Source organism: Rhizobium leguminosarum (genome assembly GCF_001679785.1).
GTDB classification, from domain to species: Bacteria; Pseudomonadota; Alphaproteobacteria; order Rhizobiales; family Rhizobiaceae; genus Rhizobium; species Rhizobium leguminosarum_R.
This window is the reverse complement of the sequence record NZ_CP016287.1, coordinates 30,084-44,321: the sequence shown is the minus strand read 5'-3', so window position 1 is coordinate 44,321 and position 14,238 is coordinate 30,084. Positions and strand designations below refer to the sequence as shown.

At 60.2% G+C, this 14,238-nt stretch carries 13 protein-coding genes; 2 read left to right on the top strand and 11 right to left on the bottom strand.

Annotated elements, in window-relative coordinates; all coding sequences use genetic code 11:
• Window positions 1-11 precede the first annotated feature (11 nt).
• The gene (locus BA011_RS24630) at window positions 12-1,763 is read left to right on the top strand and encodes a glycerol-3-phosphate dehydrogenase/oxidase (protein ID WP_065282684.1); all 1,752 of its coding nucleotides are present in this window, start codon (window positions 12-14) and stop codon (window positions 1,761-1,763) included.
• 7 nt (window positions 1,764-1,770) lie between these two features.
• Here the strand turns inward: BA011_RS24630 and fba are convergent, their stop codons facing one another.
• The 6 genes from fba to BA011_RS24600 form a co-directional block, all read right to left on the bottom strand.
• The gene (gene fba, locus BA011_RS24625) at window positions 1,771-2,835 is read right to left on the bottom strand and encodes a class II fructose-bisphosphate aldolase (RefSeq protein ID WP_011648981.1); all 1,065 of its coding nucleotides are present in this window, start codon (window positions 2,833-2,835) and stop codon (window positions 1,771-1,773) included.
• A gap of 363 nt (window positions 2,836-3,198) precedes the next feature.
• The gene (locus tag BA011_RS24620; RefSeq protein ID WP_065282683.1) at window positions 3,199-4,047 is read right to left on the bottom strand and encodes a sugar phosphate isomerase/epimerase family protein; all 849 of its coding nucleotides are present in this window, start codon (window positions 4,045-4,047) and stop codon (window positions 3,199-3,201) included.
• 11 nt (window positions 4,048-4,058) lie between these two features.
• Window positions 4,059-5,045, bottom strand: coding sequence for an ABC transporter permease (locus BA011_RS24615; protein ID WP_065282682.1), 987 nt, complete (start codon window positions 5,043-5,045; stop codon window positions 4,059-4,061).
• On the bottom strand, window positions 5,042-6,073 hold the full coding sequence (locus BA011_RS24610; RefSeq protein WP_065282681.1) for an ABC transporter permease: 1,032 nt from the start codon (window positions 6,071-6,073) through the stop codon (window positions 5,042-5,044). The genes BA011_RS24615 and BA011_RS24610 overlap by 4 nt, the downstream gene beginning before the upstream one ends.
• Window positions 6,066-7,580 (bottom strand): sugar ABC transporter ATP-binding protein, encoded by a 1,515-nt coding sequence (locus BA011_RS24605; protein WP_065282680.1) that lies wholly within the window; start codon window positions 7,578-7,580, stop codon window positions 6,066-6,068. Before BA011_RS24605 ends, BA011_RS24610 begins: the two co-directional genes overlap by 8 nt.
• 127 nt (window positions 7,581-7,707) lie before the next feature.
• A complete protein-coding gene (locus tag BA011_RS24600) occupies window positions 7,708-8,691 on the bottom strand; it encodes an autoinducer 2 ABC transporter substrate-binding protein (protein ID WP_065282679.1) in 984 nt (327 codons plus the stop codon).
• A 246-nt stretch (window positions 8,692-8,937) separates the two neighbouring features.
• On the opposite strand from BA011_RS24600, the gene BA011_RS24595 reads away from it, so the two are divergent.
• Window positions 8,938-9,996 carry a LacI family DNA-binding transcriptional regulator gene (locus BA011_RS24595; protein WP_065282678.1) on the top strand — a complete coding sequence of 353 codons (1,059 nt, stop codon included), beginning with the start codon at window positions 8,938-8,940 and terminating at the stop codon, window positions 9,994-9,996.
• 85 nt (window positions 9,997-10,081) lie between these two features.
• On the opposite strand, the gene BA011_RS24590 is transcribed toward BA011_RS24595, so the two are convergent.
• The 5 genes from BA011_RS24590 to BA011_RS24570 form a co-directional block, all read right to left on the bottom strand.
• On the bottom strand, window positions 10,082-11,032 hold the full coding sequence (locus tag BA011_RS24590; protein ID WP_072640442.1) for an IS481 family transposase: 951 nt from the start codon (window positions 11,030-11,032) through the stop codon (window positions 10,082-10,084).
• A 527-nt stretch (window positions 11,033-11,559) separates the two neighbouring features.
• Window positions 11,560-12,333 (bottom strand): SDR family NAD(P)-dependent oxidoreductase, encoded by a 774-nt coding sequence (locus BA011_RS24585; RefSeq protein WP_065282676.1) that lies wholly within the window; start codon window positions 12,331-12,333, stop codon window positions 11,560-11,562.
• An 80-nt stretch (window positions 12,334-12,413) separates the two neighbouring features.
• Window positions 12,414-12,710 carry a YciI family protein gene (locus BA011_RS24580; RefSeq protein WP_029871574.1) on the bottom strand — a complete coding sequence of 99 codons (297 nt, stop codon included), beginning with the start codon at window positions 12,708-12,710 and terminating at the stop codon, window positions 12,414-12,416.
• Between the two features lie 73 nt (window positions 12,711-12,783).
• Window positions 12,784-13,137, bottom strand: a complete 354-nt coding sequence (locus tag BA011_RS24575) for a hypothetical protein (RefSeq protein ID WP_065282675.1) — start codon at window positions 13,135-13,137, stop codon at window positions 12,784-12,786.
• Between the two features lie 41 nt (window positions 13,138-13,178).
• Complete coding sequence (locus BA011_RS24570) at window positions 13,179-13,985, bottom strand: SDR family NAD(P)-dependent oxidoreductase (protein ID WP_065282674.1); 807 nt, start codon at window positions 13,983-13,985, stop codon at window positions 13,179-13,181.
• Window positions 13,986-14,238 lie beyond the last annotated feature (253 nt).

The window sequence follows — 14,238 nt, the reverse complement described above, 5'->3', positions numbered from 1 at the left end:
GATTTAGGACGATGAGCATGACCCCCGATTTGCAGCAGCGCTTCTCGAATCTCAGCGAGAACGATATCGACGTTTTGATCATCGGGGCGGGCATCAACGGCGCCGGCCTATTTCGCGACCTCTCGCTACAGGATGTCAATTGCCTGATCGTCGACAAGGCCGACTTTGGCTCCGGCACGAGCGCCGCACCATCGCGGCTCATTCACGGCGGCTTGAAATATCTGGAAACGGGTGAGTTCGGACTGGTTGCGCAGTCGACGCTTGAGCGCAACCTCCTGCTCAAGAACGCGCCGCATTGCGTCGAGCCGCTGCCGACCTTCATTCCGGTCTTTTCCTGGACACGCGGCATCTGGGCGGCGATCCGGACGCTCCTTGGGTCGAAGACGGCGCCGCGCAGCCGTGGCGCGGTTCTCATCAAGATCGGGCTTCGGCTCTACGACTTCTTCGGTTCGCGCGACCAAGTCATGCCGCGCCACCGGCTGATCCTGAAGAAACAGGCGCGCAGGGAGATGCCGCATATTACCCCCGCCATCGTCGCCGGCGGCATCTATTACGACGCCAAGATCAGCAGGCCGGAACGGCTCGTCTATGAGCTCGTGCGTGACGGTCTCGATGCGAATGCGAGGAGCCTCGCGGCGAATTTCACGACACTGGCCGCCGTTTCAGAAGGGCGTCTGACCTTCCGGCAGTCCGACGGTCGCGAGTTCAGCGTCGCTCCCAAGCTGGTCGTCAATGCGGCAGGTCCTTGGATCGATCAGGTCAATACTTTGCTCGGCGCTCCATCGCGGCTGATCGGCGGCACGAAGGGTTCCCATATCCTGCTTGACCATCCCGAATTGGTGCGAAGCCTCAACGGCCACATGATCTATTTCGAGGCCGACGACGGCCGCATCTGCCTGGTCTACGACTATCTCGGGCTGGCGCTGGTCGGATCGACCGACATTCCGGCAGGTGATCCGGACAATGTCTCCTGCGAGGAGCCGGAAACCGAGTATTTCCTCGAAAGCATCCGCTCGCTGCTGCCGACGCTGCGCTTCGATCGCAACCAGATCGTTTACAGCTATAGCGGCATCCGCCCGCTTCCGGCATCGGATGCGACCGCACCGGGGCTGATCAGCCGCGATCACTCCGCGCCGGTGAAGGAGCCAGAGGACGGCAGACCTTTTCCGATCATTTCGCTGGTCGGAGGCAAGTGGACGACGTTCCGCGGCTTTGCGGAAGAGGTCGCCGACACCATTCTCTCCCGGCTGCAGCGCCGCCGCAGCCAGTCGACGCGCTATCTGGCGATCGGCGGCGGCAAGGCCTTTCCGGCTGAGGCCAAGCAACGTAACGCCTGGATCAGCGATGCCGCGGCGCGCAGCGGCGTTGCCGCCGAGCGTGCCGGTGAACTGCTCAGCCGCTACGGCACGACGGCTGTGGCCCTGCTTTCCTTCCCTTCAAGCTATTCCGACGAACAGCGCCTGACGGGTGCTGCACGTTACAGTCTCCGGGAGATCGATTGGATCGCCCGGAATGAACTCGTCGTCCACCTGTCGGACATCGTGATGCGCCGCACGACCCTTGCGATCGAGGGTCGGTTGACGCTGGAAGGCTTGCGGGAAATTGCCGGCGTTGCCGAGGCAGCGCTCGGCTGGAACGGCGAACGGACGGCAAGCGAAATCCAGGAGGTTGTCAGCCAGCTGAGCCGTTTCCACGGCCAAACGCTGACGGGCAAGCCTGCCGCCGCCGAGCCGGAAAAGGCCGCCCGCCCGGCGTTGGGCTAACCCAGTTTCAAGAGAAAGCCGGATCGAGGGAACCGGATTTATAACGCTTCGCCATTTCCGAAACGGGAAGGGGCGTGATGCGGCCGGCCATGCCGGCAGTGCCGAACTGTTCGAAGCGCTCCTTGCAGAGCTTGGTCAGCGCCGTCATTGCCGGCTTCAGATATTTGCGCGGGTCGAATTCGCTTGGGTCCTCCTGCAGCACGCGGCGGATCTGACCGGTCATGGCCATTCTGCCGTCGGTGTCGATATTGACCTTACGCACGCCGTTCTTGATGCCGCGCTGGATTTCCTCGACCGGCACTCCCCATGTCGGCTTCATCTGGCCGCCATACTTGTTGATGATCTCCTGCAGCTCGATCGGGACCGAGGACGAGCCATGCATGACGAGATGCGTGTTCGGGAGCTTACGGTGAATTTCTTCGATGACGTTCATCGCCAGTACCGAACCGTCCGGTTTGCGGGTGAACTTGTAGGCGCCATGCGATGTGCCCATCGCGATGGCGAGCGCATCGACTTTGGTTTCGCGGACGAATTTCACGGCTTCGTCCGGATCGGTCAGCAGCTGGTCATGTGAAAGCTTGCCCTCGGCGCCGTGGCCATCCTCGGCCTCGCCCATGCCGGTCTCGAGAGAACCGAGAACGCCGAGTTCGCCTTCCACCGAGATGCCGCCGAAATGCGCCATGTCAGTCACCATCTTGGTGACACCGACGTTATAGGCCCAGTCGGCGGGCGTCTTGGCGTCCGCCTTCAGCGAACCATCCATCATCACCGAGGTGAAGCCCGCCTGGATCGCCGTCATACAATTGGAGGGATCGTTGCCGTGATCGAGATGCACGCAGACGGGAATATGCGGATAGATTTCGACGACGGCATCCATCATGTGCTTCAGCATGATGTCATGGGCATAGGCGCGGGCTCCGCGCGACGCCTGCATGATAACCGGCGCATGACACGCGTCGGCGGCTTCCATGATGGCGAGCGCCTGCTCCATGTTGTTGATGTTGAAAGCGGGAACGCCGTAGCCTTCCTCCGCAGCATGGTCGAGCAGTTGCCTCAGCGTAATGCGTGCCATCCAAAATTTCCCCCATATCGATGGTCGAACGAAATGCCGCCATCTCCTCGAAACTAGAGCCCGGGCGCGAGCCGTTCAAGCGTCTTATTTTAATAGGCAAAATGGCACAGGAGGCGGAATGTAACAAGCGGCAATAACAATATCACAAACAGTTTGATATTTTTCGAGAGTCATTTCGCATGCCCGAGCCAGATCAAATCAGGGCATGTGCTGAAGAAACGGCCCTTGCCAGCGATGGCGAGAGCTATTCAGCCTGGCATCCCCTATGGCCGCTGCGTTGTGGCTTATGGCCAATGACAGACGGCCAGCATCAGCCTCGATTTAAGGCTGATGCAACCGAATGGGCATATCCGGCAAACCGGATCAGATGAGACCGTATTGTTCCGCCTTATTGCGCAGGAATGGCAGGCCCTTGTCCATGACCTCTTCCATATCGCGTGCAACGGGGCGCCAGACGGCCAGGCCATAGGCGACCTCAACCGGCATGTTGATGAAGCTTTCCATCGCAAGTCCGCCCTTGAAGCCGATGGCGGCGAGCGCGGCATAGATCGCATCCCACGGGATGTTGCCGTAGCCCGGCGTGCCGCGGTCGCTTTCGGAAAGATGGATGTACTTGAGGTGATCGCGGGCGATTAGGATACCGTTGGCCGCACCCTTCTCCTCGATATTCATGTGGTAGGTGTCGAGGTGCACGAAGATGTTATCCGCACCGACTCGCTCCACCATGTCGACGGCCTGCTGCGCCGAATTGATCAGGTGGTTCTCATAGCGGTTCACGGCCTCGACGCCGAGCTGGATGCCGTACTTCCTCGCATGTTTTGCCGCCGCGTCGAGCACCTTGGCGATGTTGTCGTATTCGCCTTGCGTCGGCGGCACGCCGGTACGCTCGCCGATGCCGCCGAAGATGACGCCGGACAGAGCTTCCGCGTTCATTTCCGCGGTCTTTTCGATCGCGACCTTCAGATGCTCGATCGCCGCATCCGGGCGAACGGAAGCCCAGGCATGTTCCGGCAGGCCGAGCGAGCAGACGGCGCGCAGCTTGTGCTTTTCAAGCAGGTCGCGGGTGTGTTTGGTATCGACGGCCGGCGCATTGAGCAGCGCGATCTCGATGAAGTCCATTTTGTAATGCACGGCTCCGGCAATCGCCTTCTCGGCGCCTGCGCGATCCCAGTTCATGGTCCACATGCTGGTGTGAACACCGAAACCTTCCATGGTCGTATCTCCTATCTCACGATTCTGATGAACTTGGCCGAGAGCCACCGCAGCACCATCACGACGATGAGCAGGATGCCCCAGACGGCGGTGGTGAGGTGCTGGTTGGCGCCGAGCAGGTTGAGCCCCGAAGAGAGGAGCTGCAGCACGATGAGCGCCACGAAGACGGGCAGGACGCGGCCGAAGCCGCCGAAGGGATTGATGCCGCCGAGGAAGCAGGCGAGCACGGTGATCAGCAGATAGGATTCGCCGTGGCCGACGCGCACCGAATTGAAACGCGCAAGCATGATGATGCCGGCAACCGCAGCCATCACCCCGGAAAGCATATAGACCAGCACTAGGACCTTGCGGGTGTTGATGCCGGAATAGCGGGCAGACTCGATATTGGAGCCGATCATATAGGTGGAAAAGCCGAGCTTGGAGCGCGAGAGCAGGATGTGGCTGGCGATCACGCAGGCGATCAGGATCAGCAACGGGACGGGGATGCCGAGCATGCTGCCGTGGCCGATTGGAGCGATAAAGGCGGGGAAGCCCGAAATATCGCCGCCGCGCGTCAGGAACTCGCCGAGGCCGCGCAGGAAGATCATCATCGACAGCGAGACGAGGATCGGGTGGGCCCGGGTAAAGGCGATGACCAGCCCCATGACCAGGCCGCTTGCCGCGCCGACGGCGAGCGCCAGAGCCGAACCGAGCAGGAAGGCGCCCGGGCCGGCATCGATGCCGCCATTGGCCTGCAGCGTCCAGGCGAGCGTCAGGCCGGCGATGTTGGCGGTGAAGGTGATCGCAAGGTTGAGGCCGCCGGTGAGGATCGGCATCAGCATGGCAAGCGTCAGGATGCCAAGCTCGGGAAGCTGAAAGGCGACCGATCCGAAGGTCGCGCTCGTCAGGAAATGCGGCGATGCGACACCGAAGACGATCAGCACGGCCGCCAGTGCGGCGAGGGGACCGGCCATGTCTGCCCCGAAGATGGCGTTGAAGCGGGCGGCGAGCGTGTTCATCGGCTCTCTCCCCTGTCTGCAGGCCTGTCGCCGGTCGATTTGCGGGTCGCAAACACCGGCACCAGATTGCCGATGCGGGCGCTCGACAAGGTGATTGCAACGAGGATGATCGCGCCGACGATCATCTTGAAGGCGAAGGGCGAGACGCCCATCAGGTTGAGGCCGTTCTGGGTGATCGAGACGAGCAGCACGCCCAGCACGCAACCGAGCACGGAGCCCTTGCCGCCGCCCAGCCGCGCGCCACCAAGCACCACTGCAGCCAGGACATCGAGCTCGCGGCCATAAAGTGCGTTCGGCACGACCTCCTGCGCATAATGCGCCTGCATGAGCCCGGCGATGCCTGCCATCAGTCCAAGCCAGCCGAAGGCGATGAACTGCATGGCGCCGATATTGATGCCGAAGCGGCGCGCCCCTTCCGGATTGTCGCCGAAGGCATAGAGCTGCCGGCCGGTCGTCGTGCGGGTAACGAAGAACCAGGTGGCGAGCGTGCAAACGGCCATGACAACAACCGGCAAGGTGATTTCAGCCCAGCTCCCATCGGCCATTTCGCGCTCGTAGATGATGACGCGGCTCGTCAGCCAGTCGGGCAGATTGTAGATCGACACGCCCTTGGTGAAGAACATCAGCAGGCCGAAATAGACGTTGAAGGTCGCGATCGTCGCGACGATCGAGATGATCCGGAAGCGGTGGATCAGGAAGGCGTTTATCACGCCGAGCAAGATGCCGATGCAGGCCGCAATCAGGAGACCGGATAGCCATCCACCCCCGCCGATGCGCTCGAGCGCAAGTGCGGTGACATATTGTACGATCGAGGCTGCGACGGCGAAGGAGATGTCGATCCCGCCTGATATCAGCACCACGAGGAGGCCGACGGCAAAGATGATGTTGACCGCGCTGATATTGAGCAGGTCGAACCCATTACCGAGCGTGAAGAAACGGTCGGTCGTAAAAGCCAGGACAATACTCATCGCGATGATGACGGCAAACAACACGAATTCAGTCGTATGGGACAGGAACAGCTTACGCATAGACCGCCGCCTCCAGGTCCTTCAGTGTGGTTGCGCGCGGATCGTGCCAGCCGGCGATGCGGCCCTTTTCCATATGGATGATCCGATTGGCGTTGAAATAGACCTCCGGCACCTCGTCCGAGATGAGGATGATCGCAAGCCCCGCCTCGGCAAGGCGCGCTACGATTTCGAAGATGCCGGCGCGGGCACCGACATCGACGCCCACCGTGGGCGCATCGAGGATCAGCACCTTTGGATCGGTGGCGAGCCATTTGGCGATCGCGACGCGCTGCTGGTTGCCGCCCGAAAGCGTCGAGATCGCATCGTCCTGCCTGCCGATCCTGACGCCCAGATCGGCGATCCAGCGCGCGACGAGCGAGCGCTTCTTTTCCGGCGAAATGAGCCGGCCGCTCAGGATGCGGTTAAGCGAGGCCATGACCAGATTGTCGGCGATGGATTGCGGCTGGTTGAGACCGAGCGAAAGGCGGTCTTCGGAAAGATAGGCAACGCCTGATGTGATCGCCTCGCGGTTGGAGGCAAAACGCACCGGCTTTCCCTCCAGCATTATCGTGCCGGCGGCGGGCCGGCGCATGCCGAACAGCGTCAGCGCAAGTTCGGTGCGCCCGGAGCCGAGCAGGCCGGTGATCCCGAGCGTCTCCCCACGGCGCAGATCGAAGGAAATATCCTCGAATTCGCGGGGTCGGGAAAGCTTGCTGACCGAGAGCAGGACGGGGTTCTGCGATACATCGCGGGGGCGAACGTTCTGGTCGAAGGTGCGTCCGGTCATCAGCTCGGTGATGTCAGACTGGGTCATGCCCTCCACCGGATAGACCCCGACCAGCGCGCCATCGCGCAGCACCGTGATGCGCGAGGAGATGTCCAGCACTTCCGCAAGACGATGGCTGACGAAGACCACGGCAACGCCCGAAGCCGACAGCGTGCGCACGATCGCCAGCAGATGATCGGTCTCCGACTGGGTGAGCGAGGCAGTCGGCTCGTCCATGAAGACGATCCGGGCCTCTCCGACCAGCGCGCGAGCAATGGCGACGATCTGGCGCTGGGCGATGGCGAAGTCCTTGAGAGGTCTATCGACGTCGAGAGTGATGCCAAGCCGGGCAAGCGCCTCCTCGGCTATGCCGCGGATCGCGGCATAGTTGACGAAGCGCGGGCGCGAACCGGAAAGGGTCTGGAAGGCGATATTCTCAGCCACGCTCATTTCCGGAAAGAGCGCGAGGTCCTGCCAGATGATCTGGATGCCGCGGGACTGGGCCATGGCAGGCGTCATGTGGGATATCGTCTCACCGTCGAAGACAATCTCAGCGCCGTCTGCAGGCCGATAGACGCCGGAAATCACCTTGATAAGGGTGCTCTTGCCAGAACCATTTTCGCCGGCCAGGCAATGCACTTCGCCGGGCAAGACTTCGAAGGAGACGTTTTTCAGCGCCTTCACACCGCCGAATGTCATGTTGATGCCGCGAAGCGAAAGAAGCGGCTGCGCCTTCACACCATCATCCGTTGCCGTGCTCATGCTGGTTGCCTGTCCAGTCGAATGCCATGAAAGGTCAATGGTCCGGCCATGGCCGGATACCGCTCTCTTTCCCGAACGTCGGGCCGGTCGACATGGGACCAGCCCGACACCCGGGGAGGGGGCCTCTTCAGAGGCCCATTGCGGCCAGGTCGTCGACCGTATCCTTGTTGATCGGCAGCAGTTGATCGACGATGATGTCGTTACCAACAGGCTTGATCACGCCGAGACCCGGAATGTCATCACCTTCCTTGACGCTCTCGCCCTTGATCAGGCGATCGGCGAGCGTGACGAAGACTTCGCCGGCCTGCTTCGGATTCCACATGAAGCCGCCCGATATCGCGTCGGACCTGATCAGCTTCTGGCCCTGGCCGGGCGAGAACGGGCCGAGCACGAAGATTTTGCCCGTCTTGCGGCGTTCCTCGATGGCGCGCCCAGCGCCGATCGGACCCTGGCTGCCGAAGGCGAGGAAGCCGGTTAGATCCGGATGCGCGGCAATGAGATCGAGCGCCGTCGAGCGGCTTTTGTCGACATCTTCCGCCACGCCGTAGCGCTCGCCGACGAGCTTCATGTCCGGATAATTCGCCTTGATATAGGCGATTGCGGCATCCGCCCAGGCGTTGTGAAGCGGCACGGTCAGCGAACCGACGAAGACGGCATATTCGCCCTTGCCGCCCATTTTCTCGGCGAGCAGCTTGCCGTGCGCCTCACCAAAACCGGTGGCAGATGCGAGTTCGAAATTCCAGTCGGCGCCCTTTTGCGAGGGCGATTCATGCGTAATGACCTTGATGCCGGCGGCTTGCGCCTTGGTGAGCACGGGCTCGAGCACCTTGGCATCGTTCGGAACCACACCGATGACCTTGACGCCCTGGGCGATCAGGTCTTCGATGGCGCGCACCTGCAGCGCCGGGTCGGCGCTGGTCGGGCCGATCATGAAGGCATCGACGCCGAGTTTCTGGCCCTGCTCCTTGATGCCGGCTTCCATCGCATTGAACCACGGAATGCCGCCGATCTTGACGACAATGCCGACCTTAGGCGCGTCCTCTGCAAACGCGGCCACCGCCCCGGCAAGCGACAGCGATGCGGCAAATGCCGCTACGATAAGTCTCCTCATCTTCACTCCTCCTCAAGGTCGCTCATGGCGAACGACGACCACCAGCCGCTTTGCGGCAGGTTGTTCCTGGTTGCTTCACGGCGAGGGAATACCCTTGCCTCCCGTCCCGCCTCCTCCGGCGAACCAATTTTTGCGCAATCGATCTTTCTTTTTTGCACAATCGATGGTGCAATAACTATCGATCAAGGTATGGCTTTCGTCAAGAGGGGTTTGTTCCTAAGGGAAGCGACAAAGGAAAGGCGAGATATGACTGACATCAGCAAGAAGAAGGCGACGATCTACGATCTCTCGATCTTATCGGGTGCGTCGCCTTCCACCGTCAGCGCTGTGCTGAACGGAAGCTGGCGGAAACGGCGCATCAGGGAGGCGACGGCGCAGCTCATTCAGAACCTGGCAAACGAGCACGGCTATACGGCAAATCTGCAGGCCCGCGGCCTGCGTTCGTCCCGCTCCGGCCTCGTCGGTCTTCTCCTGCCGGTGCACGACAACCGCTATTTCTCCTCCATGGCGCAGTCTTTCGAGGCGCAAGTCAGAAGCCGCGGTCAGTGCCCTCTCGTCGTCAGTGCCTGTCGCGATCCGGAGGAGGAGCGCAAGGTCGTCGAGACACTGATCTCCTATTCGATCGACGAACTTTTCATCGCCGGCGCAACCGATCCGGATGGCGTGCACAAGGTCTGCGAAAAGGCAGGGCTGAAACACGTCAACATCGATCTGCCGGGCATGCTGGCACCGTCGATCATCAGCGACAATTATGAAGGTGCGCGCATGCTGACACAGGCGATCATCGAGCGCGCGCAGGAAGATGGACCGCTTTCACCTGACGATCTGTACCTGTTCGGCGGCCGCAACGACCATGCCAGCCATGAGCGAATTCGCGGTTTCCGCGACGTAAAGCGCGCATCGCTGGGCGCGGATCCCGACGTCTGCATCCAGCCGACCGGCTATTCACCCGCCATGACTGCCCGCGCCTTCGAAGCCTTCTACGAAGGCCACGGAAAGCTGCCGCGTGCATTCTTCGTCAATTCCTCGATCAACCTCGAAGGGCTGATGCGCTTTCTCGCCCTGCATCCGCACGAGACCTTCGCCGATATCATCGTCGGCTGCTATGACTACGATCCCTTCGGCTCCTTCCTGCCTTTCCCCGTCTTCATGATCCGGCAGGACAGCGAGGCGATGATCACCAAGGGGTTTGCGATCCTCGATGCAGACCGCGGCCCGCCAATCACGCATCTGGTGCGGCCGACCCTCGTGCCCCCACGCACGGCGCTGACCGGCCCACTCGATGCACTGAAAGATATCGAGTAATGCGTCCTGCCTCGTTTCGCTACGATCAAGGATGGCGGAGGATGCTGGGCGTGCAGCTTGCACCACATAAGCGCGCCTGATGACCCTAGTTGTTTAGTCCCGGCATTTGATGGATAGGATCGATGATGAATCGATCTGGCTCGGAAGTCCACCTTTTGCAGATGAACTCGTAGGGGGTGAGGCCCTTTAGTGTCTTGAGCCTGCGCCCAAAATTGTAGGCGTCGATGAAGTCGGCGAGATGCTTTTTCAGTTGTGCGTGATCGTCGTAGTGGAAGCGCTTGACAGTCGCTTCCTTGATCGTCCGGTTCATCCGCTCGACCTGCCCATTGGTCCATGGGTGCTTAACCTTTGTCAGGCGATGCTCGATCTCGTATTCCTCACAGACTCGGTCGAAGATGTGCTGGAAGGCATTTTGGTCACAGGCCCGGTTGGTGAACTGGATGCCATTATCGGTCAGGATAGTATGGATGGTGTAGGGCACCGCCGCGATCAGGTTGCGCAGGAACTGGGCGGCATTCATCTTGCCAGCTTTGGCATAGAGCTCAGCGAAGGCGAACTTGGACGTGCGATCAATCGCCACGAAGAGATAGAGCTTGCCCTCAGCCGTCTGCACCTCGGCAATATCGACGTGGAAGTAGCCGATCGGGTAGCTTTTGAACTTTTTCTTCGGTTCTTTGTCGCCTTTCACTTCCGGCAGGCGTGAAATGCCGTGGCGCTGCAGACACCTGTGCAGGGACGAACGTGTCAGATGCGGGATCGTCGGTTGAAGGGCATAGAGGCAGTCATCAAGAGGCAGCAATGTATGCCTGCGAAAGGCGACGATGACGGCTTCTTCTTCAAGGGAGAGGATTGTCGAATGCGGGTCCTTCGGGCCTGTCGGAAGATCGGCCAATGATGTCCGTCTCTTCCATTTGGCTATTGTCTTCTGATTGACCCCATACCGCTTTGAAAGCGCTCTCAGGCTCTCTTCACTATTTTGTATTGCTCGACGGATTGCCTCTGTCGTTGTGGCGCTCCCGTGTAGAACCTGGCCCATAGTGCCTCCCTCCATTCTAAGGAAAATAATGCACCATCAAATGCCGGGACTAAACACCTAGTGCCGCGCGGAGGATTCGATCATCGCGCGCGCCACCTCGAGAAATCGATCGCCGACCAGAGGCGAAGCCCCGCCCCAAAATCGCTGCCACTTTCAACAAGGACGATGTCTGCCTCCGCAACCCCGCGCGCCAGAAGCGCGCGGGTGAAGACACCGCTTCCGGGGCCTAGATCTAGGACAGGCCGGTGGCCGCGGATATCTCCTTCGTGATCGCTAATGCCAGTTGCGCGCTGGATGGGACGATGGATGCCACCCGCAGGGGATTTGCAAGACAGGCGCGAAAAAATTGAAGCTTTCCGAGCGGCGGCAGACTCGAGCAAATTCATGCTGCGGCAGATGGCTTATGTCGGCTTGCTCCGCGGCGGGCTTGTTCATGGATGTGGTTCCCTTCTATTTCCGCTACGCACCCGAAAAAATCGGGACCTATGAGGCTGCTCGTGCCGAAAGGAGCGCACCGACCGCCAGTCTCAACTGCGGTACCGTTCGGCGGGTTTTGCGTTCATGAAGCCCCGTGCCAGAACCATGCGAGCCTGTTCGAAGGCATTCCAGTCGGCTTCTTCTGGGACGGGCGGCAATGTGACCAGTTCCTTGCGGTCGAAGCCGATGAGGGCGGCATCAACGAGATCATCGACCTCCATCACATCGGGCACCTTGCTGATGTCGCCGCCGGAACGCTCGTAGATTTCGGTGCGGGTTGCGGCCGGTAGCACGGCCTGCACGTAAATGCCCTGTTGCCCGACTTCGGCATTGAGGCTCTGCGACATCGTCAACACATAGGATTTGGTCGCGGCATAAATGCCATCCGCGTATTCTGGAAGAATGGCAAGGGCAGAGGCGATGTTGACAATAGAACCGTGGCCGCGCTTCAGCATCCCCCCGAGCACGGCCGCTGTCAGAAGCGTCGGTGCCAGAGAATTGAGACGCAGCAGGTTCTCCAGGGCGACTGGGTTGGCATTTGCGAAGCCGCCGCTTAAACCGGCACCGGCATTATTCACCAGGATGTCGATCGGCGGATCGGCGCGAAGCCGCTCGGCCACCAAATTCAGCTGTGCCGTATCCGTCAGGTCTGCCGTGATGACCTCGATGGTTACGTCATGAGCTGTCCGTAGCTCCTCGGCCAGCTTGTTCAGCCGATCTGTCGCACGGGCTACCAGGACAAGATCATGGCTACGGGCAGCCAGACGACGTGCGTATACTGTACCGATGCCGCTGGAGGCGCCGGTGATAAGGGCGGTTGTCATATTTTTCCTCGGAGTGTTTGTGGCGGCGTCAATCGCCACCCTGGCCTGGAATGCGCCTGCGTGGCTATGGTATCGCGATGTCAGTCGCGCGCCTTCAGGTGCAGCATCGGGTGATGCTCGTAGTGGCCGGCGCCATTCGCCACGATGGGATCACGCGCGGTAATCGTCGCGATGTCCTGATCATCGGCGATCCGGTAAAGCGAGACGCCATAGCCACCTGCCGGATCCATGACGGGGCCATGCGCAACGATCACTCCCTTTTCGAGCAAGTCGTCGAGGAAAGCACCGTGCTGCGCCATCCATGTCTTTTCGTCGGCGCTCATCGTCGCCAGGAAATCGTCGCGTGGCGGGATGTATTTGCAAAGGTAACATTTCATTGACTTGCTCCATGATCCGCGCGCTTTTGGCATCGGCGGATTTTGCTTGGTGTTCAATAGGTGCCCATCGGCTTCAGGCCTTGTGGGTATTCCTGATGAAGGCTGCGAAGGTCACGACCTGACGGCCTTGAGACGCCAGAGCATCAATGAATGCCGGATCCCACAGACCCAGAACGCCGCGGAAGCGGTGTGCCAGGACAATCGGCTTGCCCTTTCCGACGGATCGGTATGCGAGCTTACGGCCACCCAACTCTACTAACTGAGTGGGCGCCTCCGATGCGGGCTGCGATTTCGCCCGTGCGGCGGCAGGCAAGTCAAGTCCAGACAAGGAGAGGGCGGTGAGGGCGGCAGCGCCTGCGCGCAAGGCGTCGCGGCGTGAACTGCCTCTGGGCTGCCCAGAGCTGTCCTGTGCGAGATCGTTTTTCATATTCGAGATCCCATGGTTGGGTTGCTGGCGGTACGTTGCCTTCAGGCTGCCGTGGAGACGCTCTTGAGGATCGAGCCCTCGAACATTTTCGGCGCGTAGCTCTGCAGGAAGAGGAACATTCCCGTCATCTTCCCGACGGGGTTGCTGAATTTCGGATCCTTCGCGGCGATCAGATCCACGATCTTCGTCACGACGGCATCCGGCTTTTCAGCATCATCAATCCCTTTCTGCGTCGCGGCATTGGCTTGCTTGCGATAGCTGTTGTAGTCGGAGATAGTCCCGGCAATCGCCTTGATAGCATTGCTGCCAAGATTGGTCTTGAACCAGACCGGCTCGACCATGCTGACATTAATATTGAATGGGTTCAGCTCGAAACGCAGCGACTTAAAATACCCTTCAACAGCATGCTTCGAGGCCGTGTAGAAGGAAAGATTGGGCGGACCGATCAGGGCAACGATCGAGCTGACGGTGATGATCTTGCCGAAGCGCTGCTTGCGAAAATGCGGCAGGATCGCATTCGTGACCTTCACGGTTCCCCAGAAATTGGTCTCGAATTGCTTCCGGGCCAAGTCGAGCGGTGTTTCTTCGGCAAGACCAGTCAACATGTAGCCGGCGTTATTGACAAGGACATCCAGCTGCCTGACCTGTTGAAACAGTTCGCCCGGAAATGCCTGGATAGAAGCATCATCGTCGATGTCGAGGCGCAGAAGCTTGAAGGGGACCTTGCCTGCGTATTTCTCAGGCTCGCGGCTCGTGCCGATGACGGTGAAACCCTGGCTATGAAGCTTGTTGGCGAGCATCAGGCCGAAACCCGATGATGCGCCGGTGATGAGAACTGTCTTCGTCATGTCTTTACTCCGTCGTGTGACTGCGGATGAGATGTTGTGTGAGACGGAATATGCCTTGCAGCAGACGTCTTTTCACTAGCGAAACATGCCAAAGGGAATTCGGATGATGCCAATCTTTTGACAGGTCTTCGAAGGTTCGGTCGTTCATCTGGATCGATGTCAGGACTGTAGATTGGCGTCATCTGCGATTGCACTGGCATGATCTGCTCGATAAAATTGGAACATGACCGAGACGCACGCACCCGCCGCTGGC

Coding starts and splice junctions, on each gene's coding strand:
- BA011_RS24630 (WP_065282684.1), top strand. CDS start 12: ATGAGCATGACCCCCGATTTGCAGCAGCGCTTCTCGAATCTCAGCGAG.
- fba (WP_011648981.1), bottom strand. CDS start 2,835: ATGGCACGCATTACGCTGAGGCAACTGCTCGACCATGCTGCGGAGGAA.
- BA011_RS24620 (WP_065282683.1), bottom strand. CDS start 4,047: ATGGAAGGTTTCGGTGTTCACACCAGCATGTGGACCATGAACTGGGAT.
- BA011_RS24615 (WP_065282682.1), bottom strand. CDS start 5,045: ATGAACACGCTCGCCGCCCGCTTCAACGCCATCTTCGGGGCAGACATG.
- BA011_RS24610 (WP_065282681.1), bottom strand. CDS start 6,073: ATGCGTAAGCTGTTCCTGTCCCATACGACTGAATTCGTGTTGTTTGCC.
- BA011_RS24605 (WP_065282680.1), bottom strand. CDS start 7,580: ATGAGCACGGCAACGGATGATGGTGTGAAGGCGCAGCCGCTTCTTTCG.
- BA011_RS24600 (WP_065282679.1), bottom strand. CDS start 8,691: ATGAGGAGACTTATCGTAGCGGCATTTGCCGCATCGCTGTCGCTTGCC.
- BA011_RS24595 (WP_065282678.1), top strand. CDS start 8,938: ATGACTGACATCAGCAAGAAGAAGGCGACGATCTACGATCTCTCGATC.
- BA011_RS24590 (WP_072640442.1), bottom strand. CDS start 11,032: ATGGGCCAGGTTCTACACGGGAGCGCCACAACGACAGAGGCAATCCGT.
- BA011_RS24585 (WP_065282676.1), bottom strand. CDS start 12,333: ATGACAACCGCCCTTATCACCGGCGCCTCCAGCGGCATCGGTACAGTA.
- BA011_RS24580 (WP_029871574.1), bottom strand. CDS start 12,710: ATGAAATGTTACCTTTGCAAATACATCCCGCCACGCGACGATTTCCTG.
- BA011_RS24575 (WP_065282675.1), bottom strand. CDS start 13,137: ATGAAAAACGATCTCGCACAGGACAGCTCTGGGCAGCCCAGAGGCAGT.
- BA011_RS24570 (WP_065282674.1), bottom strand. CDS start 13,985: ATGACGAAGACAGTTCTCATCACCGGCGCATCATCGGGTTTCGGCCTG.